The 22,125-nt window shown below is 64.7% G+C and carries 21 protein-coding genes, 1 tRNA gene and 1 pseudogene; 10 read left to right on the top strand and 13 right to left on the bottom strand.

The window, feature by feature from the left end:
- Positions 1–125 precede the first annotated feature (125 nt).
- Positions 126–1,274 carry an acyl-CoA dehydrogenase gene (locus ACSFC7_RS11640; protein WP_436347947.1) on the top strand — a complete coding sequence of 383 codons (1,149 nt, stop codon included), beginning with the start codon at positions 126–128 and terminating at the stop codon, positions 1,272–1,274.
- Positions 1,275–1,309: 35 nt separating this feature from the next.
- Here ACSFC7_RS11640 and ACSFC7_RS11635 read toward each other — a convergent pair whose 3' ends face one another.
- From ACSFC7_RS11635 to ACSFC7_RS11625, 3 genes are all read right to left on the bottom strand, one after another.
- On the bottom strand, positions 1,310–1,534 hold the full coding sequence (locus tag ACSFC7_RS11635; protein ID WP_436347846.1) for a hypothetical protein: 225 nt from the start codon (positions 1,532–1,534) through the stop codon (positions 1,310–1,312).
- Positions 1,535–1,599: 65 nt separating this feature from the next.
- Entirely contained in the window at positions 1,600–1,899 is a 300-nt protein-coding gene (locus tag ACSFC7_RS11630; RefSeq protein WP_436347845.1) for a PadR family transcriptional regulator, read from the bottom strand.
- Positions 1,900–1,958: 59 nt separating this feature from the next.
- Positions 1,959–2,867, bottom strand: coding sequence for a DUF3267 domain-containing protein (locus ACSFC7_RS11625; RefSeq protein WP_436347945.1), 909 nt, complete (start codon positions 2,865–2,867; stop codon positions 1,959–1,961).
- A gap of 145 nt (positions 2,868–3,012) precedes the next feature.
- Between ACSFC7_RS11625 and ACSFC7_RS11620 the strand changes: the two genes are divergently transcribed.
- Positions 3,013–3,321, top strand: coding sequence for a DUF7111 family protein (locus ACSFC7_RS11620; protein WP_436347844.1), 309 nt, complete (start codon positions 3,013–3,015; stop codon positions 3,319–3,321).
- Positions 3,322–3,355: 34 nt separating this feature from the next.
- On the opposite strand, the gene ACSFC7_RS11615 is transcribed toward ACSFC7_RS11620, so the two are convergent.
- Positions 3,356–3,709 carry a DUF7410 domain-containing protein gene (locus ACSFC7_RS11615; protein WP_436347843.1) on the bottom strand — a complete coding sequence of 118 codons (354 nt, stop codon included), beginning with the start codon at positions 3,707–3,709 and terminating at the stop codon, positions 3,356–3,358.
- Between the two features lie 184 nt (positions 3,710–3,893).
- On the opposite strand from ACSFC7_RS11615, the gene ACSFC7_RS11610 reads away from it, so the two are divergent.
- The 3 genes from ACSFC7_RS11610 (at position 3,894) to ACSFC7_RS11600 (ending at position 6,586) form a co-directional block, all read left to right on the top strand.
- Positions 3,894–5,327 carry a heme o synthase gene (locus ACSFC7_RS11610; protein WP_436347842.1) on the top strand — a complete coding sequence of 478 codons (1,434 nt, stop codon included), beginning with the start codon at positions 3,894–3,896 and terminating at the stop codon, positions 5,325–5,327.
- A 66-nt stretch (positions 5,328–5,393) separates the two neighbouring features.
- On the top strand, positions 5,394–6,035 hold the full coding sequence (locus tag ACSFC7_RS11605; RefSeq protein ID WP_436347841.1) for a DsbA family protein: 642 nt from the start codon (positions 5,394–5,396) through the stop codon (positions 6,033–6,035).
- A gap of 143 nt (positions 6,036–6,178) precedes the next feature.
- The gene (locus ACSFC7_RS11600) at positions 6,179–6,586 is read left to right on the top strand and encodes a hypothetical protein (protein ID WP_436347840.1); all 408 of its coding nucleotides are present in this window, start codon (positions 6,179–6,181) and stop codon (positions 6,584–6,586) included.
- On the opposite strand, the gene ACSFC7_RS11595 is transcribed toward ACSFC7_RS11600, so the two are convergent.
- Positions 6,567–8,192, bottom strand: a complete 1,626-nt coding sequence (locus ACSFC7_RS11595; RefSeq protein WP_436347839.1) for a potassium channel family protein — start codon at positions 8,190–8,192, stop codon at positions 6,567–6,569. The genes ACSFC7_RS11600 and ACSFC7_RS11595 overlap by 20 nt on opposite strands.
- Before the next feature lie 188 nt (positions 8,193–8,380).
- Positions 8,381–9,385: an aldo/keto reductase gene (locus ACSFC7_RS11590; protein WP_436347838.1), complete on the bottom strand. Its 1,005-nt coding sequence runs from the start codon at positions 9,383–9,385 to the stop codon at positions 8,381–8,383.
- Between the two features lie 135 nt (positions 9,386–9,520).
- Between ACSFC7_RS11590 and ACSFC7_RS11585 the strand changes: the two genes are divergently transcribed.
- Positions 9,521–9,853: a HalOD1 output domain-containing protein gene (locus ACSFC7_RS11585; protein ID WP_436347837.1), complete on the top strand. Its 333-nt coding sequence runs from the start codon at positions 9,521–9,523 to the stop codon at positions 9,851–9,853.
- Positions 9,854–10,002: 149 nt separating this feature from the next.
- Entirely contained in the window at positions 10,003–10,410 is a 408-nt protein-coding gene (locus ACSFC7_RS11580) for a universal stress protein (protein WP_436347836.1), read from the top strand.
- Positions 10,411–10,629: 219 nt separating this feature from the next.
- Here the strand turns inward: ACSFC7_RS11580 and ACSFC7_RS11575 are convergent.
- The 3 genes and pseudogenes from ACSFC7_RS11575 to ACSFC7_RS11565 form a co-directional block, all read right to left on the bottom strand.
- Positions 10,630–11,547: pseudogene (locus ACSFC7_RS11575) on the bottom strand (formate/nitrite transporter family protein); the annotation flags it as partial.
- 86 nt (positions 11,548–11,633) lie between these two features.
- Positions 11,634–12,590 carry a TIGR03557 family F420-dependent LLM class oxidoreductase gene (locus tag ACSFC7_RS11570; protein WP_436347835.1) on the bottom strand — a complete coding sequence of 319 codons (957 nt, stop codon included), beginning with the start codon at positions 12,588–12,590 and terminating at the stop codon, positions 11,634–11,636.
- Positions 12,591–12,695: 105 nt separating this feature from the next.
- Complete coding sequence (locus ACSFC7_RS11565; RefSeq protein WP_436347834.1) at positions 12,696–13,793, bottom strand: GNAT family N-acetyltransferase; 1,098 nt, start codon at positions 13,791–13,793, stop codon at positions 12,696–12,698.
- A gap of 254 nt (positions 13,794–14,047) precedes the next feature.
- Between ACSFC7_RS11565 and ACSFC7_RS11560 the strand changes: the two genes are divergently transcribed.
- The 3 genes from ACSFC7_RS11560 (at position 14,048) to ACSFC7_RS11550 (ending at position 16,121) form a co-directional block, all read left to right on the top strand.
- Complete coding sequence (locus ACSFC7_RS11560) at positions 14,048–15,046, top strand: ABC transporter ATP-binding protein (RefSeq protein WP_436347833.1); 999 nt, start codon at positions 14,048–14,050, stop codon at positions 15,044–15,046.
- Complete coding sequence (locus tag ACSFC7_RS11555; RefSeq protein ID WP_436347832.1) at positions 15,043–15,816, top strand: ABC transporter permease; 774 nt, start codon at positions 15,043–15,045, stop codon at positions 15,814–15,816. The genes ACSFC7_RS11560 and ACSFC7_RS11555 overlap by 4 nt, the downstream gene beginning before the upstream one ends.
- 232 nt (positions 15,817–16,048) lie before the next feature.
- Positions 16,049–16,121: transfer RNA gene (locus ACSFC7_RS11550), tRNA-Gln, on the top strand.
- A gap of 523 nt (positions 16,122–16,644) precedes the next feature.
- On the opposite strand, the gene ACSFC7_RS11545 is transcribed toward ACSFC7_RS11550, so the two are convergent.
- The 4 genes from ACSFC7_RS11545 to ACSFC7_RS11530 all read right to left on the bottom strand — a co-directional run bounded on the left by ACSFC7_RS11545 (position 16,645) and on the right by ACSFC7_RS11530 (position 22,125).
- Complete coding sequence (locus tag ACSFC7_RS11545) at positions 16,645–17,358, bottom strand: hypothetical protein (RefSeq protein WP_436347831.1); 714 nt, start codon at positions 17,356–17,358, stop codon at positions 16,645–16,647.
- Between the two features lie 190 nt (positions 17,359–17,548).
- Complete coding sequence (locus ACSFC7_RS11540; RefSeq protein WP_436347830.1) at positions 17,549–18,496, bottom strand: winged helix-turn-helix domain-containing protein; 948 nt, start codon at positions 18,494–18,496, stop codon at positions 17,549–17,551.
- A gap of 99 nt (positions 18,497–18,595) precedes the next feature.
- Complete coding sequence (locus ACSFC7_RS11535) at positions 18,596–19,207, bottom strand: class I SAM-dependent methyltransferase (protein WP_436347829.1); 612 nt, start codon at positions 19,205–19,207, stop codon at positions 18,596–18,598.
- 482 nt (positions 19,208–19,689) lie between these two features.
- Positions 19,690–22,125 carry a bacterio-opsin activator domain-containing protein gene (locus ACSFC7_RS11530; RefSeq protein WP_436347828.1) on the bottom strand — a complete coding sequence of 812 codons (2,436 nt, stop codon included), beginning with the start codon at positions 22,123–22,125 and terminating at the stop codon, positions 19,690–19,692.

Below are 22,125 nucleotides of genomic sequence, written 5' to 3'. Positions count from 1 at the left end.
CGTTCGCTGTCCGTCACCGACTCGACGTCCGTCGGTCACCCGCCGGAACCCGTTTCGCCCGACCGAAGTTCGAAACGGCCGTGTCCAGCGACACCACTAACAACGCGGGTACCGATATCTCGAGCATGGACTTCGCACTCTCGACCGAGCAGCAACAGATCCGGGATATGGTATCCGACTTCGTCGACGAGGAGATCGTCCCCGTCGCCGACGAGATCGATCACGAGGACGAGTTCCCCGCCGATCTCGTGAGCGAGATGGCCGAACTGGGGCTGATGGGGATGCCCTTCCCCGAGGAGTACGGCGGCGCCGGACTGGACTACCACTCCTACGCGATCGGTCTCGAGGAGATTTCGCGAGGCTCGGGCGGCCTGGGAACGATCGTCGCGGCCCACACCTCGCTGGCGGGTAACATGCTCTACGAGTTCGGCGACGAGTCACAGAAGGAGGAGTATCTGACGCCGCTGGCTGCGGGCGAGGATATCGGCGCGTTCGCGCTCTCCGAGGCGGGGGCCGGCAGCGACGTGCCGGCGATGGAGACGACCGCGGAGAAAGACGGCGACGAGTACGTGATCGACGGCGGCAAGCTCTGGATCTCCAACGGCTCCGTCGCGGACACGGTCACGCTCTTCGCGAAGACCGATCCCGAGGCGGGCAACAAGGGGATCTCCTCGTTCGTCGTCAAACCCGAGGCGGACGACGGCTTCATCGTCGAAGGCACCGAGGAGAAACTCGGCGACAAGGGCTGTCCGACCGCCGAACTCCGGTTCGACGACCTGCGCATCCCCGAAGACCGCCTGCTCGGCGAGGAGGGCGAGGGATTCGTCCACGCGCTGAAGACCTTGAACGGCGGCCGCATCACCATCGCCGCACGCGGCGTCGGTATCGCCCGCGCCGCCTTCGAGGAGGCTCGCGACTACGCGAACGAGCGCGAGCAGTTCGGCCAGCCGATCGGCGAGTTCCAGTCGATCAAGCACAAGCTGGCGGATATGGACACGAAGATTCAGGCCGCCAGCATGCTGATGCACAAGGCCGCCGACAAGAAGATCCGCGGCGAGAACTACATCAAGGACGCCTCGCAGGCCAAGCTCTACGCCTCCGAAGTGAGCCGCGAGGTCGCGAACGAGGGCATCCAGATCCACGGCGGCTACGGCTACACCAAGGACTTCGCCGCCCAGCGGTTCTACCGCGACGCCAAACTTAACGAGATCTACGAGGGAACCAGCGAGGTGCTCCGGAACACGATCGGCGATCAGTTGCTGGACGAAGCCTGAACGGACCGGTCCTCGACCCCGGCATCGGGCGGGCGCTACCTCCACCACAGTACGAAGAGCATACTCCCGATCCCACCGGCGATACTCAGCGTCGCGGCCACGGCCAGTCCGAGGACGACGTCGACCTGCAACAGGCCGACGACGAGGACCAGAAACACGAACTGAAGGATGGCGAGTGCGAGACCGAACGCGAGCCACTCGCGTTCGACCGTCACCGACGATCCGTCGGCCGATTCGCTCGCGTCTGACGAGGAGGACATCGCTTCCGTCGTCGTACGCGGCTGAGCGGTATAGTTTTCAGTGCAGATACGCGGGACAGCGCGACTCAGCCGTCGTCCGGCCCTCCCTCGAGACACGCCTGCACCCAGCCGTAGTGCTCGCGCACCCGCCGCTCGCCGCCCTCGGTGAGCGCGTACACGTCGTAGATCCCCTCCGTCCGTTTCTCGACGAATCCCGCATCCACCAGCGCCGACAGCGAGCCGTAGAACGCCTTCGGCGCGAGGTGGTCGTTGTAGTGGGACTCGAGGCGGGATTTCACCTGTTGGCTGCGCAGTTCTCCCTCGTCCGCGGCGGCGAGCAGGAAACAGATGTCCCGGCGGCGGCCGCTCCGAAGCCACTTGGTCATATCCCAGTCTCGACGCGGCGGACGCTCGAGCGTTACGGTTTCGGATCCGTCGCGGGAGATTAGTCGGCGCCGATCGATCGGCAGCACTCGTCGATAACTGCCCAGCCGAGGCCGCCGAGCGTCGCAACGGCGAGCCACGACGCGGCACCGATCTCGAGGACGACCGTGCCGTGGGGGTACAGTTCGTGCCGGAAGAGCAGCCAGCGACCGCCCGGGTCGCCGAGCACGACGGTCCCGGAGCCGACGGCGAGCGAGAGAAACACCGCGCCGATCAGCGCGGTCGAGCACACTGCGAGCGTCCCCACCGCGCCCGCGGCGACCGTCGAGAGCAGCCGCATTCCCGTCCCTCGGTCGACGTCCCGATCGCTCGAGCCGTAGACGCCGAACCCCTGCGCGTCGCCGTCGGCGAGCGGAGAGACGCGGACGTTCGCGGGGTACTGCCACAGGACGGCGGCCATCCAGAGGTCGCCGATCGAGCCGGCGGCGTTCGCCGCCAGCGGTACGACCAGCAGCGAGGACGGATAGACGACCATCGCCGCGAGGCCGACGACGGTGATGCCGACGAACGGAGCCAGCAGGGCGACGAGTAACTGGTTCCGAGTGTAGCTGGTCCCCGCCGTCTCCGCGTAGGCGTACGGCAGCAGGAAGTGCGAGACGCCGACGCCGTAGGTCGGACTCCCGCCGTAGCGGGCCATGAACGCGCCGTGGAGTAGCTCGTGCGGAAGGACGACGAGCGCGACCAGTCCCGCCGAGGCGGCGATCCAGACGAGGGCGTCCGACGGCCCGAAGGCCGGGATGACGATCGGCTCGAGCGGGACGCCCCGAATCGCGGCGAGCACGTGCGCGAACCCGTATGCGAAGCCGAAGAAACCGATCGCGGAGACGACGGCCCACTGAATCGCCACCGATCGCGTCTTGCGAAACGTCGCGATCGGTCGCGGTGACTCGTGGGACTCCGTTCGGCTCACGACCACATCCTGTCGGAGGTCGAAAATATCGGTGTCGATTCCCCGCCGTCGGGTTCCCGCGTTCGAGTCACACTTCTCGTCGCGGCCCTGTCGGGAACTCGCCGGAACCGATAGCTTCCCGGTCCTCGATCCGCGAGTGTCGAGCATGACCGACGATCGAACGGCCGAGGCGAACGGTATCAGGGCGACTTACGACGAAACCGAGACGGAGCGCGTCCTCGAGTTCGGCGCGACCGGCGACGGTGCGGGATCTCACCCCCCGGCCGGCGCGACCGCCGCGATCGCCCAGAATCTCGAGGGCTATGCGATGCTGAAAGTGCGACCGACGGCCGACGGCGACGAACTCGAGCGCTACTACGGGTTCGACATGGCGCTCGATCACGCCGCGGAGTTGCTGGGGGTCTCCCCGCACGACCTCCCGATCCCGACGGCGGCCGAAGACATGGGAATGTAGATCGGTTCGGGGCGGGGCGGAACTCGCTCGCACCTCAGATGACCACCGCGTACAGAAAGAGCAGGCAGAAGTAGACGAGCAGCAGTGCCCCGAGCGCCTGCAGCCGGAACCGGCGAATGTCCGCCCCTTCGTCGGCGTAGGCGCGTTCGAACGCGGCCCGTTCGCGATCGGAGAGTTCGGACGGGTGTTCGAGGCCGCGGTGCAGCGTCTCGAATCGCGCCTCGTGGAACGGCTGGTGACAGTAGGGACAGCGCGCCGCCGGCTCGTCGCCGCGGACGGCCGTCTCCGGACCGGCATCGCGGAGCGTCGTTCCCGGATCGTCGCCGTCCCGGTCGCTATCGCTGCTCTCGGGATCGGTCGTCGCGCGAGACGCGTCGGACGGGGACACGGTATCGGCCGATACGCGGGCATCCCCTATCGTTGCTCGGCCTCGTTTCAGCGATCGTGAACGCCGGGATCGAGACGTACTGGACCGAACCAGTTCGCCCAGTTTGGCTCCCGAGGCCCGCCGGATAGCGGGAAAAGCGGGACTCATAAATACGCAGAGTCGAACGTTTCAGACGAGAACAGTCGTGGCAACTACATCGTCGTCGTTTCCCCGCCCGATCGGTAGCCGACAACGCTTCTCTGCGCTCCTCGCAGCGACCGCGCTCGGGGTCTACCTCCTGTTGATCGTCGGCGCAACGACCTCGCTGACGAACGCGGCATCGTCGTGTTCGACCTGGCCGACCTGCCACGCACCGGCCGATCCGCTGAGTCAGACCGAACTCGTGATCGCCTGGGGCCACCGCCTCGCAGCGGTCCTCGTCGGTCTGCTCGTCGCTGCTACGGCCGTCGCCACCGTCCTCGGCGACGTCTCGAGTCGCGTCCGGTGGACGATCCTCGCCGCCGCCGTCCTCTACGTCGTTCAGGTCGGCGTCGGTGCCGCGACGGCGGTCTTCGGGCCCGCGGCGATCGTCCCCGGACTCCACCTCACGCTCGGCCTCGTGATCTTCACGGCCGTCGTGCTCGCGCTCGCCTGGGACCTCGAACTCGCGACCGGCGAGGCGAACGATACGATCGAGCAACCCGAACCGCTCGAGGCCGTCACCGCCGAGGGGGAGGCTACCGGGGCTCGTTCGCTTCCCACCGGACGGCTCGCTCGAGCCCGCCTCACCGCCTTCGCGTACTTCAAGATGATGAAGCCGCGCCTGATGTGGCTGCTCTGTCTCGTCGCCGCCGCCGGGATGGCGCTGGCCGCCGGCCCCGATCTGACTCCCGAAGTGATCGTCGCCACGCTCGGCGGCGGCGTCCTCGCGATCGGCGCCTCCGGGACGTTCAACCACGTCTTAGAGCGCGACGTCGACCAGCGGATGTCCCGGACGGCCGACCGACCGCTGGCGACGCAGCTCGTTCCGGTTCGGAACGCGCTGGCCTTCGGCGTGCTGCTGACGATCGCCTCGCTGGCGACCTTCCTGACGATCAACCGCCTCGCGGCCGCGCTCGGACTCGCCGCGATCGTCTTCTACAGCGTCGTCTACACGCTCGTGCTCAAACCCAACACGGTCCAGAACACGGTCATCGGCGGCGCCGCCGGCGCGCTGCCGGCGCTCATCGGCTGGGCCGCCGTGACCAACGAGATCGGCTGGCCGGCGCTCGCGCTCGCGGGCGTGATCTTCCTCTGGACGCCGGCGCACTTCTACAACCTCGCGCTGGCCTACAAGGACGACTACGCTCGCGGCGGCTTCCCGATGATGCCCGTCGTGCGCGGCGAGACCGAGACCCGAAAACACATCGTCTACTACATCGCCGCGACGCTCGTCGGGACGATCGCGCTCGCCTGGATCACCGACCTCGGCGCGCTCTACGCGGCGACGGTCGCGGTCTTCGGCGGGATCTTCCTGTGGGCCGCGATCCGGCTCCACTTCGAGCAGACCGAAGTCGCGGCGTTCCGGTCGTTCCACGCCTCAAACGCCTTCCTCGGAGCCGTCCTCGTGGCGGTGCTGATCGACGCGCTCGTCATCTGACGCCGACCGGGCCGCGCCGACGCGTATCGATGTCCCTAACCGCGTCTCCGTCGTCTCTCCAGTTCAATGCACCGTCGATCGTTTCTCGCCGTCGCCGTCGGAACGAGCCTGACGGCCGGACTGGCCGGCTGCACCTCGCTGCTCGGTGAACGGAGTCCGGAAGAACTCGAGGACGTCAAGCCCGACCGACAGCTCTCGCCGCCGACGCTCGACAGCGGCGACGTGACCGTCGAGGTCTACACCGATTTCACCTGTCCGTCCTGCCGCGACTTCCAGAGCGACGTCGTTCCGCAACTCGAGACCGAGCTGATCGAGCCCGGCGAGATCACGTACCGCCACACCGACTTTCCGATCCCCGTCGAGGACGAGGCCGTCCCGATGGCGAACGCCGCTCGAGCCGTCCAGGCCGAGACCGGGACCGACGAGAAACCCGCCGGGGAGTTCTTCGCGTACAAGCGCGTGCTGTACGAGAACGACTATCGGAGCGACGAAGCCCTCGCGACGGCCGCGGAGACGGTCGACGTCGATCCGGACGTCGTCGCGGTCGCGCTCGAGGACGGGACCTACTATCCGACGATCGCCGCCGACCGGGAACGCGGCGAGGACGCCGGCGTCGAGGAAACGCCGTCGGTCGTCGTCGACGGCGAATTCGTCGACGATCCGTTCGACACCGACGAGATTCTCGCGGGCGTCGAGGACGCGTCCTGAGCGCCCATCGCGAGCGTACCTCGGCGCTCCTCGAGCGAACGCCGGGTCCCGAGAGCCGATATCGGGTGCCGGAAGAATCGGTATCCGGAGGGGGGCAGGTGCAAGCGATACCACCCTGGGTCTCGCGTCGATAGTGCGAACGAATGGTCTTCGTCACCACGTTCGTCGCCAGTCTGCTGACCGGCGGGCTGGGTGTCTACCTCGGGGCTCGGTACGTCCTCGACTCGGACGATTACGTCAACGCCGCGATCACCGGGTTGATCGGCGCGCTCGTGCTGGTCGTCGGCGGAGCGCTGTTCGGCTGGGTGCCGGTGCTCGGCCAGCTCCTCCTGTTCGTCGTCTACGTCGCGCTGATCGGCCGGCGGTATCCCGGCGATTGGATCGATGCGGCGAAAATCGCGGCCATCGCCTGGGGTACCGTTTTGATCGTGCTCGTGATCCTCGCCGCCGCTGGCGTGGTGACGCTCGAGGTCGTCGGCGTTCCCGAAACGAGTGGACTGGTCCCCGCCGTCGTTTCCTCCCCGCGAGGCGTCACCGGGCGATTTCGATGAACCGGTTGACGGTCTCGTCGCTGCCGGCGACGATGAGCGTGTCGTCCGCCCGGACGGTGAAATCGGCGCCGAGGTTCGTCAGCAACTCGCCGTTCCGTTCGGCCGCGACGACCGTACAGCCGACTCGCGCGCGAACGTCGGCCTCCCCCAGACTCCGACCGACGAGCGCGGGCGCCGTCGTACGGATGATCTCGAACTGCGTCTCCGGGGTCAGGATCTCCTCGTCCTCGAGCAAGACCGACGAGAGCATCCGCCCCGTCACCGTCGACAGCGCGAGGACGTATTCGGCGCCCGCGCGGTAGAGTTTGCGGACGGTCTCGGTCTCGTTGGCCCGCGCGATCACTTCGACGTTCGGCGCAATTTTCTCGAGGACGAGCGTTGCGTAGATGGCCGCCGTGTCGTCGTCGAGCGCGAGGACGATAGAGCGAGCGTTCTCGATGTCCGCGCCGATGAGCGTATTGACGTCTGTAACGTCGCCGACGACGTCGATATTTTCGTTCTCGAAATCGCCGATGATCGTGTGCGGAACGTCGGACGAGGTGAGCGTCTCGCTGACGGTGCGACCGACCTCCCCGTAGCCGCCGACGACCACGCGGTACGAGCCGCTCGACGGCGATATCGTTCGGGAGGTCAGTTCCGTCAGCGTCTCGTTTGAACCGGCGACGAGCAGGATCGTATTGGTGTCGATGACCGTCTCGGGGTCGGGAGCCGGGACGAATTCACCGTTGAACCACGCCCCGATCACGTCGATCCCCATTCGATCGCGCATGCCCGACTCGGCGATCGTTTGCCCGGCGATCTCGCTGTCTCGCTCGACGAGGAACTCGGTGATCTCGAGCTGGTCGCCGAGCTCGATCGTCTCCTGCAGCTCGGCGGTTACCGCCATGGCCGCTTTCCCGGCGAGACTGCGGCCGAGTACCTGCCGCGGCCGGACGACCTCGTCCGCGCCGGCGTACCGGTGGTAGGTCGCGACCTCGCGGTCCTCCGCGACGCTGATGATCCTGATGTCGTCGCGGAGTTCCCGCGCCGTGAGGATCACTTCCGGATTCGCTTCGTCGGAGACGTCGACTACGAGGGCGCGAGCGTCGCCGATGTTCGCCGCCCTGAGCGTCTCTACCTGCACCGGATCGCCGATCATCGCCTCGATCCCGTTGTCGATCAGCGCCGTCACCACCTCGGGATCGTCCTCGATGAAGACGGACGGGACGTCCGCGGCCTCGAGTTCGTTTCTGAGGACGTCTTCCCGTTCGGAGTGCGAACAGATGATAATGTGATCGGCGAGATCGGTCGACTCGGGTGGTTGGGTCTCGAGGGCCCGCTGGAAGAGCGGCACGACGACGAAGGGCAGGGCGAGAAAGACGAGCAACACGCCGCTGAGATTCATCCCGATGACGATGAGGTTCATCGGCGCAGTGGTCCAGAAATCCGTATCGCCGCCGAACACGGCGGTCGTCAGGATTTCGATGACGAGCTGTGTCGACTTGATCAGGGTCCGCTCCTCGCCTTCGTACGTCGCCATCCCCCACTGGTAGATGAGGGCGTAAACGACCACGATCCCGAAAACGGCGACGAGCGAGAGCCCGATCCGTCGCCACCACGTATTCATTAGCCCATTCTACAAAGTAGAGCGTATGAAAGCTGCTGGTTTTCCGTCCCCAGTTCGGGTCGTTCGCCCGTAATGATCGCTCGAAGGGATCGCTCGACCGATCGTACGATCCTACTAACTGAACCGGTTCACACACCGACCGCATAGCTGTCGTGCGATCGGGTGCGCACCGACGTTCAGTGGCGACCCTATTCGTCGCCGTTTCGGGCCGCGTCGATCCGCTCGAACTGCTCGTCGCTGAGATCGACCTCGACCGCGCCGACGTTCTCCGCGAGTTGGTCGGGCGAGCGCGCACCGACGATCGGAATACACGTAAAGCGACCCTGGTCCATCAGCCAGCGCAGCGAGACCTGCGCCGGCGTGGCGTCGACCTCGTCGGCGACGGCCTCGACGGCCTCGAGGACGTCCCAGGCGCGGTCGGTCGCGTAGCGGTCTTCGAACAGATCGTCGAGACTGGCGCGGGAGCCGTCGGGCGCTTCCACGGAGCCGTCCTCGGCCTGGTCGTACTTCCCGGTCAGGAAGCCCCCGCCCAGCGGCGAGTACGGACAGACGGCGAGATCCTGATCGGCGCAGACGTCGAGGTAGTCGCCGACGACGTCGTAGTGGGCGGCGTTGACCATCGGCTGGGTGACGTCGAAGCGCTCGAGGCCCTCGGCGTCGCTGGTCCAGAGCGCCTTGGTGAGTTGCCAGGCGGCCATCGTACTCGCGCCGAGGTGGTTGACTTTGCCTTCGCGAACGAGGTCCGAAAGCACCGACATCGTCTCCTCGATCGGCGTCTCCTCGTCCCATCGGTGGATGTAGTAGAGGTCGAGGTAGTCCGTTCCGAGCCGCTCGAGGGTGCCCTCGATCTGGGCGCGGATGTGTTTGCGCCCGAGGCCGGAGTCGTTCGGACCGGGGGCGCCCCAGCCGTCGAACGGGAAGTAGACCTTCGAGGCGATGACGAAGTCCTCGCGGTCGTGGTCGCGGTCCTCGAGCCACTCGCCGATCCACTGCTCGCTCTTCCCGTCGGGATCGCCGTAGACGTTGGCCGTGTCGATGAAGTTGATGCCGTGATCCCGGGCCGCGTCGAGCAGTTCGTGGGCCTCCTCTCGGTCGGTTTCGACGACGCCGCCGGTTTCCCGGCCGAATCGCCAGGTACCGTAACAGACTCTCGAGACGGTCGTGCCCGTGTTACCGAGCGTGGTGTACTCCATACGCCGCGTTCGACTGCGAGGGGCAAAACGGATGGGGAAGCGGTGAATCGCTCCCCGTCGTCGAGTCTCCGCCCGGGGCGATGCTTGCTGGCCCATGGCCAGTCGTCTTCAGTGTCCGGCCTGCCACATCGGCTAATGGGATCGAGAGAGTCGGTCGTCCGTAAACTCAGATCTGCGGACGCGTCGGATACGATCGTTCACGAGTACGACGCCGCGACGCCGGCCAGCATCGCCGTCATCCACGCGATCTGCGCCGTCAGCGACGTCGATCCGATCGAGGCCCCGACCGAACTCGGGTTCGTCCTCCACGAACACATCAATCCGGACGCGCTCGATACGCTCCTCGGCGACGGAACCGGGGACGGCGAGACGGTTATCACGTTCAAAATCTCGAACGAGCGGCCGTATACGGTCGATATTTCCGACGACGGACGTATCGAGGTCCAGCGATCCAGCGCGCCACGGTAGCGGCGCCATCACGTTCTCATCGCCCGCCTCGTGGGTAGCGCACGCTAGCGGATCCGTCGGTCGGCGCAGACGGATGGGACCCACCGAGCGCACGGATCACGGGCACACTCAGCGTTGAACGTTTTGGCGGTTCGCGTACAAGACGACGTATGGATCGCGTTCTTGTCGCCCTGGACGACTCTCCCGAGGCGCGTGATGCACTGCACTACGCACTCGAGCAGTTCCCGGAGACCACGATATACGTGGCCCACGTCCCCGAGGTGCCGACGATGTCGTTCGATTCCAACGCCGAATCGGTGACCGACGAGGCGGAGGAACAGGCGCACGCCGTTCTCGAGACGGCGACGTCGATCGCAGCGGAGCACGAACGGTCGATCGAGACCGAACTGGTGTTCGGCCATCCGGCCAAGGCGATCGTTTCCTACGCCGAGGAGAACGATATCGATCACATCGTCGTCGGAAGCCACGGCAAGGACGGTGTGAAACGGGTGTTACTCGGCAGCATCGCGGAGACGATTCTTCGCCGAGCCGACTGTCCGGTTACCGTCGTTCGGTGACGGCCGGAGGAGGATCGGCGTCCATCGATCGTCCGCCGACGATCACGCTCGCTCGTCTTCGGGATACTCGAGTTCGTCGCCCGCTCGCTCGCTCGCGGCCTCTGCTCGATCGGGATCGCGATCCCGGCGGCCGGTTTCGTCACCCGGCTGCTCGGAGCGGGAACGGGCGTCGCCCTCCGGTGACTCTTTTGTCAGATCCGGACCGCTAGCCGGCATCGCCGGGACGTACGCTCGACCGACGGGGCCGCCGATGAGCCACTCGCGGAGCGTCAACTGGCGCTCAGCACCGTCCTGACGGGCGGCCTCGAGGCGCCGTTCGGTCGTCTGGAAGTAGTTGACGACCGTCACGAGCAACACGCCGCCGATCGTGTTGCCGAGCATCACTGGCAGGACGAATTCGGTCAGGCCCGCGTAGAGTGCGACCTCTCCGTTGAATACGAGGAACATCACCTCGGTAAAGGAGACGACGACGTGGAACAGGTCAGCGAACGGAATCATGAGGAAGGCCATGTAGACCAGGAAGAACCGGGTGATCGTGTCGCGGGAGGCGAAGTCGAGCCAGACGACGCCGGCGACGATCAGGCCGGCGAAAGCCCCCTTGAATAAGAGGTCGGCGAACGGCGTCTCCATTCCTTTCATGGCGATGTTGGTCGCTTCGATGGCTGCATCGTCCGAGAACACGCCGGTCTGGGAGAGGACGAGCGCACCGATCGAGCCACCGACGAAGTTGCCGATCAGGACGATCACCCAGACCCGGAACAGGGCGGGGAGACTCGCCAGGCGCTCGAGGACCAGCGCGACCGGTGGCAGCGTGTTCTCGGTGTACAGTTGGTAGCCGCCGAGGATGATGTAGATGAACCCGATCGGATACATGAAGCCGCTCAGGATGGGATCGCCGTCGTATTTGGCGTACATCGAGGCGTACGCGAGAAAGGTCAGCGTGATCGCGAAGCCGGCCGCGAGGCTGCTGAAGAAGAGTTCGCGAAAGCCCGTGTCGATCTCGTCGTCCGCGGCCGCGATGATCCGCTGGAACACCTCGTTGCTCTCGAAACGGTCGCGGACCACAGCCCCTACCGCTGGCGCGCCGTGTCTCGATCGTTCTACGCTCTCTCGAAGATCCCGATCGGAGTCCGGCATTGGTTCGGCTTCGGAGTTCCCCAGTGAAAACAGCTCTTATTTGCTCCTCATTTTAGTGGCGTGTCACCAGCAGCGTCCCCGACCGGTCACTGGAACGACGGCAGCACTTCTTCCTCGTAGAACTCGATCGCCGGATCCTGGTCGGGCCCGATCTGGTGGAAGTAGATGTGATCGTAGCCGGCGTCGATGGCCTGTTCGATGCTGTCGACGTGATCCTGCGGGTCCGGACTGGTAGTCGTCCCGGCCTCGGCGATGTCCTCTTTCTCGACCATCTGCGCGGCTTGTTCGAAGTGAGCCGGCGTCGGCAACTCCTGGCCGAGTTCGCCCGGGATCGAGCCGTTGGGCCACTGCTCGTAGATCGTGTCGATCGCCTTCTCCTCGGTTTCGGCGTAGCAGCCGTGCAACTGGGTGTACTTCGGCCCCTCGCCGCCCGCGTCCTCGTAGGCTTCGACCGGCTCCCCCTTCGGTCCCGAACACCAGAGTCCGTCGGCGTTCTCCGCCGTCCACTCCGCCGTCTGCGGGCCGAACGCGCTCGCGATCGTCGTCGGCCGCTCGTCGGGGACGGTGTAGAGGCGCGCGTTCTCGACCGTGTAATGTTCGCCGTGGTGACTCGTCGTCTCGCCGGTCCACAGGTCGCGCATGACGTCCATCGCCTCGTCTAACATCTCGAGGCGGACGTCGTGTTCGGGCCAGCGCTCGCCCGTGACGTGTTCGTTCAGGTTCTCGCCGGTCCCGACGCCGAACGTGAACCGGTCGCTGAACATCTCGTCGACGGTGGCGACGGCGTGAGCGACGTTGACCGGGTGGATCCGGATCGTCGGACAGGTGACGCCGACGCCGACCTCGATGTCGTCGGTTGCTTCGGCGATCCCGCCGAGCGTCGACCAGACGAACGGTGACTCTCCCTGTTGGGAGACCCACGGGTGGAAGTGGTCCGAAATGGAGAGGAAGTCGAAGCCGGCGTCCTCGGCGCGCCGGGCGATCTCGATCAGTTCGCTCGGGCCGTGCTCCTCGCTCGAGAGGGTGTATCCGATCTGCGTCATTCCCGCGTCGCTACCACGAATCGGCGGGTAATGGTTGACCCTGCGAGGGCAAGAAGCCGGAACCCCGGTGTTCGCGACTGAAACACGCGGCTCCGCCGACGACCGTTAATCTTTCACCTCGAGGAACGAGACGCACCAGTTCTCCGCGTCGGCGAGCTCCTGTCGCGAGAACGGAACCGACTCGTCCTCGTTCCAGAGCGGTCGAACCGCCATATACGTGGGTTTACAGTATCGCGAGAGGATCGGCGTCTCGTAACTGACGAACCCGAAGCGGGAGAGAAGCGACGGTGGAAGGCAATAGTCGGTCACCGACAGCACGCCGGCGTCCCTGTTATCGGCGATGACCGCGCCGAGCAGGTCGGCGAACGCGTCGTGATTCGACGCCAGCGGTACCGAATCGAACACCATCACGTCCCCCTCGCCGTTGGATCGCGTGACGAGAGCAGCGGCGGGACGGTCGTCGCGGGCGGCCACGTACACGGTGTGGTCGGCGGACGGTGCGTCGAGGAGCCATTGGTAGTACTGCGCCTCCCGGTGGGCGTGTAACGCGCGGGGGACGTTCGACTCGTAGATCGACTCGAGGACGTCCACGGGGGGCGACGCGTATCGTTCGATGTCGTATCCTGCACCGGACGCGGTAAGCCGATCGAACAGACCCAGACCCGTCCGTGCGACTGCGTCCGTCACCTGTCCGGCCGAATCGAACGGCTGACCGCTCGGTAAAACGTCGCTGGGACGGTTCAGCCGGTAGTACATCGATACTACGCTCACCTCCGACCAGCCGAGTTTCTGCTGTGCGCCGAGCGACGCGGCGTTCGGGAAGTTGAAGAAAAACGCCGACTCGTGCTCGCCGTAGTAACTGATCCCTCGTTCGGTAATTCGCGAGTACAGCCCCTTTCGACGGTGGTCCGGGTGAACGACCGCGTCGACGGGTTTGAGCGCCAGGACGACGTGCTCTCCCCGCCGGACCCGACAGGGCACGTATCCCTGCACGGCGACGATCTCGCCGTCCCGTTCGGCGAGCGTGATCGGAACGTGGGAGAGGTACGGGTCGTCGACGTACTTCCAGTCGAACCAGTCGACACTGGGTCTGTACCCCCATTCAGTCTCGAACAACGAGAGAATCCCGTCCCGATCCCCCGGTTCGTACGTTCTAACGCTGTACTCGTCGGAATTACTACCCGTTTGCTTCTCCAACGCCATTCAATCAATAACCGACGGATTCGGCCTTCGTTATGCGGATATATCTAGGTACGGTGGTATTGAGACGAGCGAAGCGGTCGAACCCCGTCTCGTGTACGGGACGAATACGAACTGTATATACGTCATACCTCAAGAAAGAGCGGAGACGAACACCGATCCAGTAGCGATCCTCGGCGAATTCGAATGCTGCGAGTCGAGGACGACCGTCGCAACAAACCGAACCCCTTACGCCCGGTCGACCGAAATCGGCCCGTATGACAGCCGTAGTCGAAGCGACGGACGTCGAGAAAGCCTACGGCGAGACGACGGCGCTGTCGGGGGCGTCGCTCTCCGTCGCGGGCGGCGAGGTCTTCGCGCTGATCGGCCCGAACGGGGCCGGAAAGACGACGCTCGTTCGCGCGCTGACGGGGACGACCGAACCCGATTCGGGATCGGCTCGAGTGCTCGGCGACGCGCCGGCGGCCGTCGATCGGAGCCGCCTCGGCGTCCTCCCGCAGGACTTCTCCCCGCCGGATCGGCTCGGCGCTCGCGAACTGCTGTCCTACTACGCGGGACTGTACGACGCTCCGCGGGATCCGGACGAAGTGCTCGCCGACGTCGGACTCGCGGACGCCGGCGACACCTGGTACGAGGACCTCTCGGGCGGCCAGCAACGACGCGTCTGCGTCGGCTCGACGCTCGTCAACGATCCCGACGTCCTCTTTCTGGACGAACCGACGACGGGGATCGACCCCGCCGGCCGCCGAACGGTCTGGCGGCTGATCGAGGACCTCGCCGCTGGCGGGACGACCGTCGTCCTCACCACCCACGACATGGCCGAAGCAGAGCGGCTGGCCGACCGCGTCGGCCTGCTCGCCGACGGCTCGCTCGTCGCCCGCGGCACGCCCGACGCGCTCGTTCGCGAACACGGCGGCTCGAGTCGACTCACGATCGAGACGGCGGCCGATCCCGACGCCTTCGCCGACCTCGAGTACCCCGTCGACCGACCGGAGCGGGGTCGAACCCGCAATCGAACGTCGGAGAGCGCGGTCGTCGTCCGCGACATCGAACCGGCGGCGATCGGCACGATCGTCGACTACCTCGAGGCCCGCGGAATCGAGTACACCGGCCTCTCGTGGGCCGAACCCGACCTCGAGGACGTCTACCTCACGCTGGCGGATCGGACGGAACTCGAGCGAACTGGTAGCGCTGGCGGCGGGCCTGCCGACGAGGCCGGCGCCGACGACCTCACTCGCGCGGGTGAGACGGCGTGAGTCGGCTCGGTCGCGTTCGGGCCGAAACCAGCGCCGGGTGGCGGTCGTTCGTCCGTCGCCGAACGGCGGTCTTCTTCACGTTCTTCTTCCCGGTGATCCTGATCGTCATCTTCGGCGCGCTCGTACGAACGGATCCGACGGGCGAGGGGCTGTTCACGGAGCCGTCGGCGTACTACGTCCCGGCCTATCTCGCCGTCGTCGTGCTCTTCACCCCGCTCTCGCGGATGGGCAGCGAGGTCGCGCGCCACCGCGAGGGCAACCGCTTCGAGAAACTCGCGACGACGCCGTTGACCCGCGGCGAGTGGCTGCTCGCCCAGACGCTGGTCAACGCCGTCATCATCGGCCTCGCGAGTCTGCTCATCCTCGCGCTCGTGGTCGGCCTGACGGACGCCGAGATCGCGTTTTCGCTCTGGCTCGTGCCGTACATCCTCGTCGGCGTCGTCTGTTTCTGCGGCGTCGGCGCGCTGCTCGGCAGCTACACCGACTCCCAGGACGGGGCCGTCGCCGCGAGTAACGCCATCGGGCTCCCGCTGCTGTTCCTCTCGGAGACGTTCATCTCGCTCGAGCAACTCCCGGGCTGGTTCGAACCGCTCGTGAACGTCTCGCCGCTGACGTACTTCGCTCGCGGCGTTCGCGCGGCGACCTTCCCCGAGGCCGGAACCGCTGCAGTTGCGGGTCTCGAGCCCGCAGTGGCGAACCTCGCGATTCTGTCAGTCTTGGCCGTCGTCGCCTTCGGTCTCGGCGCGCGGTCGATTCCGCGAACTGATTGAGACTCGCGCGTCCTCGGTTGGTGATCGACGGCCGGAGAACGGGCGACGGCAGGACGCTTCTCGAGACGAAAAGTAACACTATTGTGCGGCCATCTCATATCCCGCAACTGGAGCCCCAAGTGAACGCAGTTCTGCCGGAACTGCGAGCACTCGAGGATGAACGAGGAGTCCCGTGGTGGTGAACAAATCCGAACGGATTTGCGAGGCACACGAGGCTTCGAACGAAGTGAGAAGTCCCGTGGTGTAGTGGCCAATCATATGGGCCTTTGGAGCCTATGACGGCGGTTCGAATCCGCCCGGGACTATTTTACGCCGAACAAACTCGTGAGGCGTAAATATCCCCAAGGATTCGAATCAGGGAACGGAGCGAAGCGGAGTGACCGCGGTTCGAATCCGCCCGGGACTATGCATTCCGAGGTCGAATCCTGACAGCCGTTAGAGCGTTCGGTGAGTCGGTCCCCCGTTTTTGGAACCCTCATCGGAAGCGATTGATGATGACGCAAATCCCGTAGTGTCAAGGAAATTTGATCGCTCTCTGTCTACCGCCCTTCAGACGTGATTACTAGTTTCCCTATACGACATAGTGGCGAACGCAGTATATGAAACTAATTCAAAGCATATTTAAATAAATATATACTATATAATAAATGTTTTTACATCTTCTTATAGATCGACTCATCCGGACACACAGTGTTCCAAGATGCAAAACTCGGAGTCTCATGTCCATTCAAGGCGACCCACTTCGGGATTCGGAACCTCACGGCCGCGAGAAGCGAACGGTGGCAAGATGGAAGGATAGACACGCTCGTTTTCCGGCCACTTTCCAGTTCAGGTGCCAGTCCTGCCGTTGGTCGTCGATGAGTCTCGTTCGTGGCGCTCCCCGATCGTCCACCCGAACTCGAGCCACACAACGCTGACGAAAAACAGCGCCATTCCCGCGATGGCTCCGAGACCGGAGTGAGCAGCGAGCGCGACGACGGATCCGACTAGTCCGACCAGCGGAATACGTGGTGCGCCGGCCCGGTAGTACACTATCGCGATGCCGGTGACCGCAATGAGGTACCCGACGGCGCCGAGGGCCCCTGCCCAGAACAGCAGCGGCTCGGTGTGGAGGTACTCGACGACTGCCGCGACGCCCGCTTGTTGCTCTGCCGGGAGCGACTGGGCTTCGCGGATCACCAAGCCCGACGCGAGCCCAACGATTGCGACGTATCCGAGATACAGGAATGCGAAGGTCGCGGTCCCGATACGGGCGATCGTCGCAACGGCACCTCGATAGCCGGCCAGCAGCAGGTAGAGACCGACTGCGAGGAACGACATCGAAGTGAACAATAGGAGGTGCCCGACGACCCAAGCGTCGATAACCGGCGACAGGCTCGCATAAACGTCGTGGTCGGCGTGGGGGTGGATCCACATGGCGATCGCGGCACCGATCGGAGCAGCGAGGGCGACGAGTTTCCGAATCGGATCAACACCGGCGATACCGGACGGTTGAACGTACGTTCCTTCGGCGATTCGTTCGGTTCGGTCGAGTTCGAACATGGTATCACTTCGTGACGTCCATCGTACTCGACGGCCGGGTTCCACTTATGTGTTAGCAGAATTATAATTCTGTCGCCGTTGGGACAGAACTGAAATTCAGTTACTGTCGATATACACTGTCTTTCGTTCCGCCGTGAAAGGGCGCGCTCGAGTCTACCCGGTACAATGGACGGTTTGCCAGCTCAGCGGATTACTCGATCGTCCGCTCGACCACGTCGAGAGCTTCGTCGAGAGTCACGACGAGATCCTCGTCGTCGACGGTGAACGTGAGTTGCACCTCCAAGGGTTCCCGTTCGACGATCTCTTCATCGTACCTCGCGAGGACACGCCAGTCGCCGGGGTCTTGCTGGAACACGTCGATCCCGCGGCTGTCGAAGAACGATCGAAACATCGGATCGGAGACGAGGTACCACAGCAAAACGCCGCCGTGATGTACCGGGCAGTTTCGGCACGCGGCGTCAACTCGGACGGCGTATCGTCGACCACAGTTTGAACAGACGTCGCCATACCTGTGATCGTCGCAGACCCGGACGATTCGATCGACGACCGCCGAGCACCGCGGACAGACGCCGTTGCCAAGCGCGAGACACTCCGCTTCGCCCCACACGCTGCTTGCTGCGGCGATCTCCTCAGGGGTTCGGTCCTGCAGGCCTGCGGACGGCAAGTGGCCGAGTTCGATCGTTCCGGAGGGCAACGAGCCGAACGCCTCGGAAGTGGCCGCCTCGCCCGCGAACGTTCCGGGGCAGTCGGGGCAGCGATAGAGGAGTCGCTCCTCGCGGTACAGTAACTCGATTCCCGCTCCGCAGTAGGGACAGGACGCGTCGATGGAGGTCGGCTCGAGTACGGCGGTTTCGGTTATCGCGCCCGAGAGCACGGCCTCGATTACGCGTTTCCCCGCCTGCCGGAGCCGGTAACCCTCGTCGGTTTTGCGGATGAAGTGGCCGACGAGCTTGTCGAGGTGGTAGTTGAACTTGCCGCTATCCCGCATCCCGAGACGATGGCGCAGCTCCGAGAACGACAGGGGCTCGTCGGCCGAGCCGAGAATCTGCAGGATGGTCATACGAGTCTCGTTGCCGAGGACGGCGAAGGCGTCGTCCGGCTCGTAGGTGGACGGGTGGTGATCGGTATCCTCTGTCATATGCAGCGGTACGGTGACCGATCACGTAAAATTCGGTTCTGACGCGTGAAGCGAACGGGATGAACGGCGAAGACACCGGACCGCGCAGCGTACGAGACGTTACCAACCATCGAACCGCTCCGCGACCAGTACTCCGGCCTCCTCGTGGACTCTCTCCACGGCGGTTACCGCGTACCCGGCGGCTGTGATCGCGTCCACCATGTGCCCGACCGTCGACGGATAGACTGTGTCCGGGCTGAAAAGCGGGTCGACCGGATTTCGATCGTCGAAGTACATAGCTTCGCCGAACACGATCCGCCGCGGCCCAAGATCCGCGATGGTTCGGACCGCTTCGCGCTTCTCCGCGTCGCATAGGTGGTGGAGAGCGAGGTTCGTTACTACGACATCCGCTTCTGCGACGTTCGGTGCGCGGAACCTGCCGGTTCCGAACTCCACGTTTTCGATCCCCGCTTCGGCGGCCTTTTTCCGGGCCTGTTCGAGCATCCCGGTGCTGATGTCTCGTCCGATGACCTCGTCGGCATCATCGGCCAACTTCAGAGCGATGGCGCCCGTTCCGGTTCCGAAGTCAACGACGGTATCCGCAGATCCTGGGGACGCGTGTTCGACCACCAGAGATTCCATCACTCGGCGCTCCTCGAAGTCGTTGTCTTCGTCGTACTCCTCGGCCCAGTCGTCGAAGGCGCTGGCGAACTCCTCGACGGATTTCCTCATATCGGATACTTGTGTGGAGTCTCTCTCATAGGTTGGGGGATCCGATCGGTTCACATTACTCACACAGTATATTATAATTTCACCTAATCAATAATCCGATTTCCCGCGACCGATAGCGACCCACACAGTGGTCAGACCGGCGAGTCGGCTCCCCGGCGATCGCTTCCATTTACACGACCTCTTCGGTACGCTTATGCTGCTCCCGATCCGTGTGATCCCTCGTTCGGCCGCTAGGCAAGAGCGTCGACGGCCGAGTCAGCGAGAGGCCACGAGAGAAGGCGTCATCCCCGTTCTTACCGGTGACGGGTCTTCGATCGAAACCGAGACGGATCCGAAGTCGCCAACGATACCGTCTGTCGAAGATGCGAAACTCAGAATGTCAGGTCCGTCGAACGACCGACGTACTCGGTTCGTGTACCTGTCGATCGTGTATAGCGGACGTTGTATATCGAGACCACCGCACCGCGGTATCGCCGAATATCTTACTCCAGTGCGTCCTCGAAGAACGCCGATAGCAGGCTCAGGCCCCCCTTCCGGAGGTGCTGGTGCAGCGTCGACGACGAGACGCCCATCGAATCGGCGAGTTCCTCTGCGGTGGTCTTCCGCGGCCAGTCGTAGTAGCCGGCGAGGTACGCGGCCTCGAGTGCCGCGCGTTGCTTCTCCGTAAGTTGCTCCGCGACGCCGTCGCGGAACTCGCGGGCGGTCAGTATCGACCGTTCGCGGTCGCGCTTGGCGACGAGGTCGAGCGTCTCGAACTCGTGCTCGAACGCTGCCACGATCTCGCGGACGTCCGACGTCTGCGGCGCTTCGAGAACGACCGTTCCCTCCCCACCGTCCGCGACTGCAGATCGGACCGACGCCCCCTGCTCGAGCGCAAACTGAACCATCGAGTGCGACGTAACCGATTGAAGCACGAACCCGTCAGTCCACTCCGAGACCACGCGAGCGCTTTCGATATGGGCCGCGCGCTCTGCGGTCTCGAGGACGGCCGCCGGCTCGGCGCCGGAGACCGTGTCGTAGGTGATGACCCGCCCATTTTCGATCGGAACGGCGCGTTCGAATTCGCAACGGCAGTCGAGATCGTCCGTCACCTGCGTGTAAAAGACGGCGGGGTCACGCAGCGTGAACTCGAGTTCGACGATCGAGTCGGAGAGGAGTAACTCCCGACCTTTGAGTGCGTTCTTCGCGAAGCCGATGATCCTGCCGAGCGCCTCGAAGCCGGCGATCGCGTCCTCACAGAAGACGTCGTCGCGGATGCTATTGATGACGAGAACGCCGACGGTCCGATCGCCGTACAGCAGCGGGACCGCTACGATCGCCTCGATATTCGCGTCGGATTCACGCTCGCTCGCTTCGTCGATACCGGCGATGTGGTACTGCCGAACGATCTGCATCTCCTTCGTTTCGATCGCTCGCTCGACGGTTCCACCGCCGATTCTCGAGAGCGGCCGTTTCGTGATCGCGTCGAGATAACTCTCTTCGACGCCGGCGCCGACGGATCTCACGATCCGATCCGTAGTGCCGTCGAGGAGACCGATCCAGGCGCTTCGGTAGAGTTCCGAATCGACCAGCCCCTCGCAGATCGTTCGGTCGAGTTCGTCGCGGGTCGTCGCCGCGATGAGCCCAGTCTGGATCTCGGTATTGACGGTGTTGATTCGACTCAGCGTCTCCAGTTTCTGGTGCTGCCGTCGCAACTCTCGTTCCTGGGTGCGAAACAGGCGCGTTCGATCGGCTCGAACGAACGCCGCTTCGATACCCATCGCCACCATCTCCGTGAGGTAGACGTCGCTATCGTCGACCGCTTCGGCACCGGGGACGAGGAGACTGAGGACGCCGTACGGGCCGATCGGAACGTGGACACTCGAGTCGTCGGTCGACCTCGATGGCGCGTCCCCCGAGACCAGCTGTACCTGCGTCGCTTCGGTTCTGAACGCGGATCCGGCGAGCGTCGCGTCCAGATCGTACGCTGTCCGCGTCTCGAGGAGTTCCCGAGCACTGTCGGTCAGGGCGCCGTACTCGAGACGGTTCACGTCGCGGTCGAAGAGACGGACGCACGCGAACTCGAACCCGAGCACGTTCTCGACCGCCTCGACGCCGATCCGGGCGATGTCGTCGTGCGTGTCGGCGCTCATCAACTCCCGGGAGACCCCGTTGAGCGCCTCGAGCTGGTGCTCCCGCGCTTCTCGTTTGCTGACGTCGCGGACGAGACACACGATCCCGTCGTCGAGGGCGGTGAGCGAGTGGTCCTGGTGGAAGCGCGATCCGTCCGCCCGCTCGCCGACGGCTTCACCGCGCCAGTAGCCGCGATCCAGAAGAATCGGCAGGGCCTCCTGTTCCAGACGACTGACTTCGTCGTCCGGGAAGAGGACGTGCCAGGTGGTCCCGGTGAGGTCCGCGGGGTCGTCGTAGCCGTGAAGGTCGGCGAGTGCGGGGTTGACGTAGCGAAGTACCCCGGTTTCGTCGGAGAACCCCATCCCGTCCAGGGCCGATTCCATCATCGCCGACCGTCGGCTGAGTTCGTGTTCGCGCTCGACGCGGTCGGTGATATCCCGGACGACACCGACAGTACCCACGAATTCGCCGTCTGCGAGGAGGACGGTCAGCCGCAGCTCACACGGGATTACGCCGTCAGTCGCCGTTCGGACGTCGAGTTCGAGCGTGGCCGCCTCCTCGCCCGTGCGGACCAGGTCGCTGATTCGCCGTTCGATCCGCTCGATCGTGGCGTCGTCGAGAAGAACCGAGACGTGCCTCCCGAGTAACTGGTCACGATCGTATCCGGTCACGTCGGCGACCCGATCGTTGACCGTAACGAACCGCCCGTCGCTATCGAGTTGGTAGATGCCATCGTCGACAGCGTTCTCGATGGATTCGATCGCGTGATCCGTCCGGTCTCCGTTTAATGTATTCTCTAATGCCAT

Origin of the sequence: Natronorubrum halobium, from assembly GCF_051351675.1 — an archaeon.
Taxonomy (GTDB): Archaea; Halobacteriota; Halobacteria; order Halobacteriales; family Natrialbaceae; genus Natronorubrum.
Note: the sequence above shows the minus strand (reverse complement) of the source record. Positions and strands in the feature narration are given on the sequence as shown.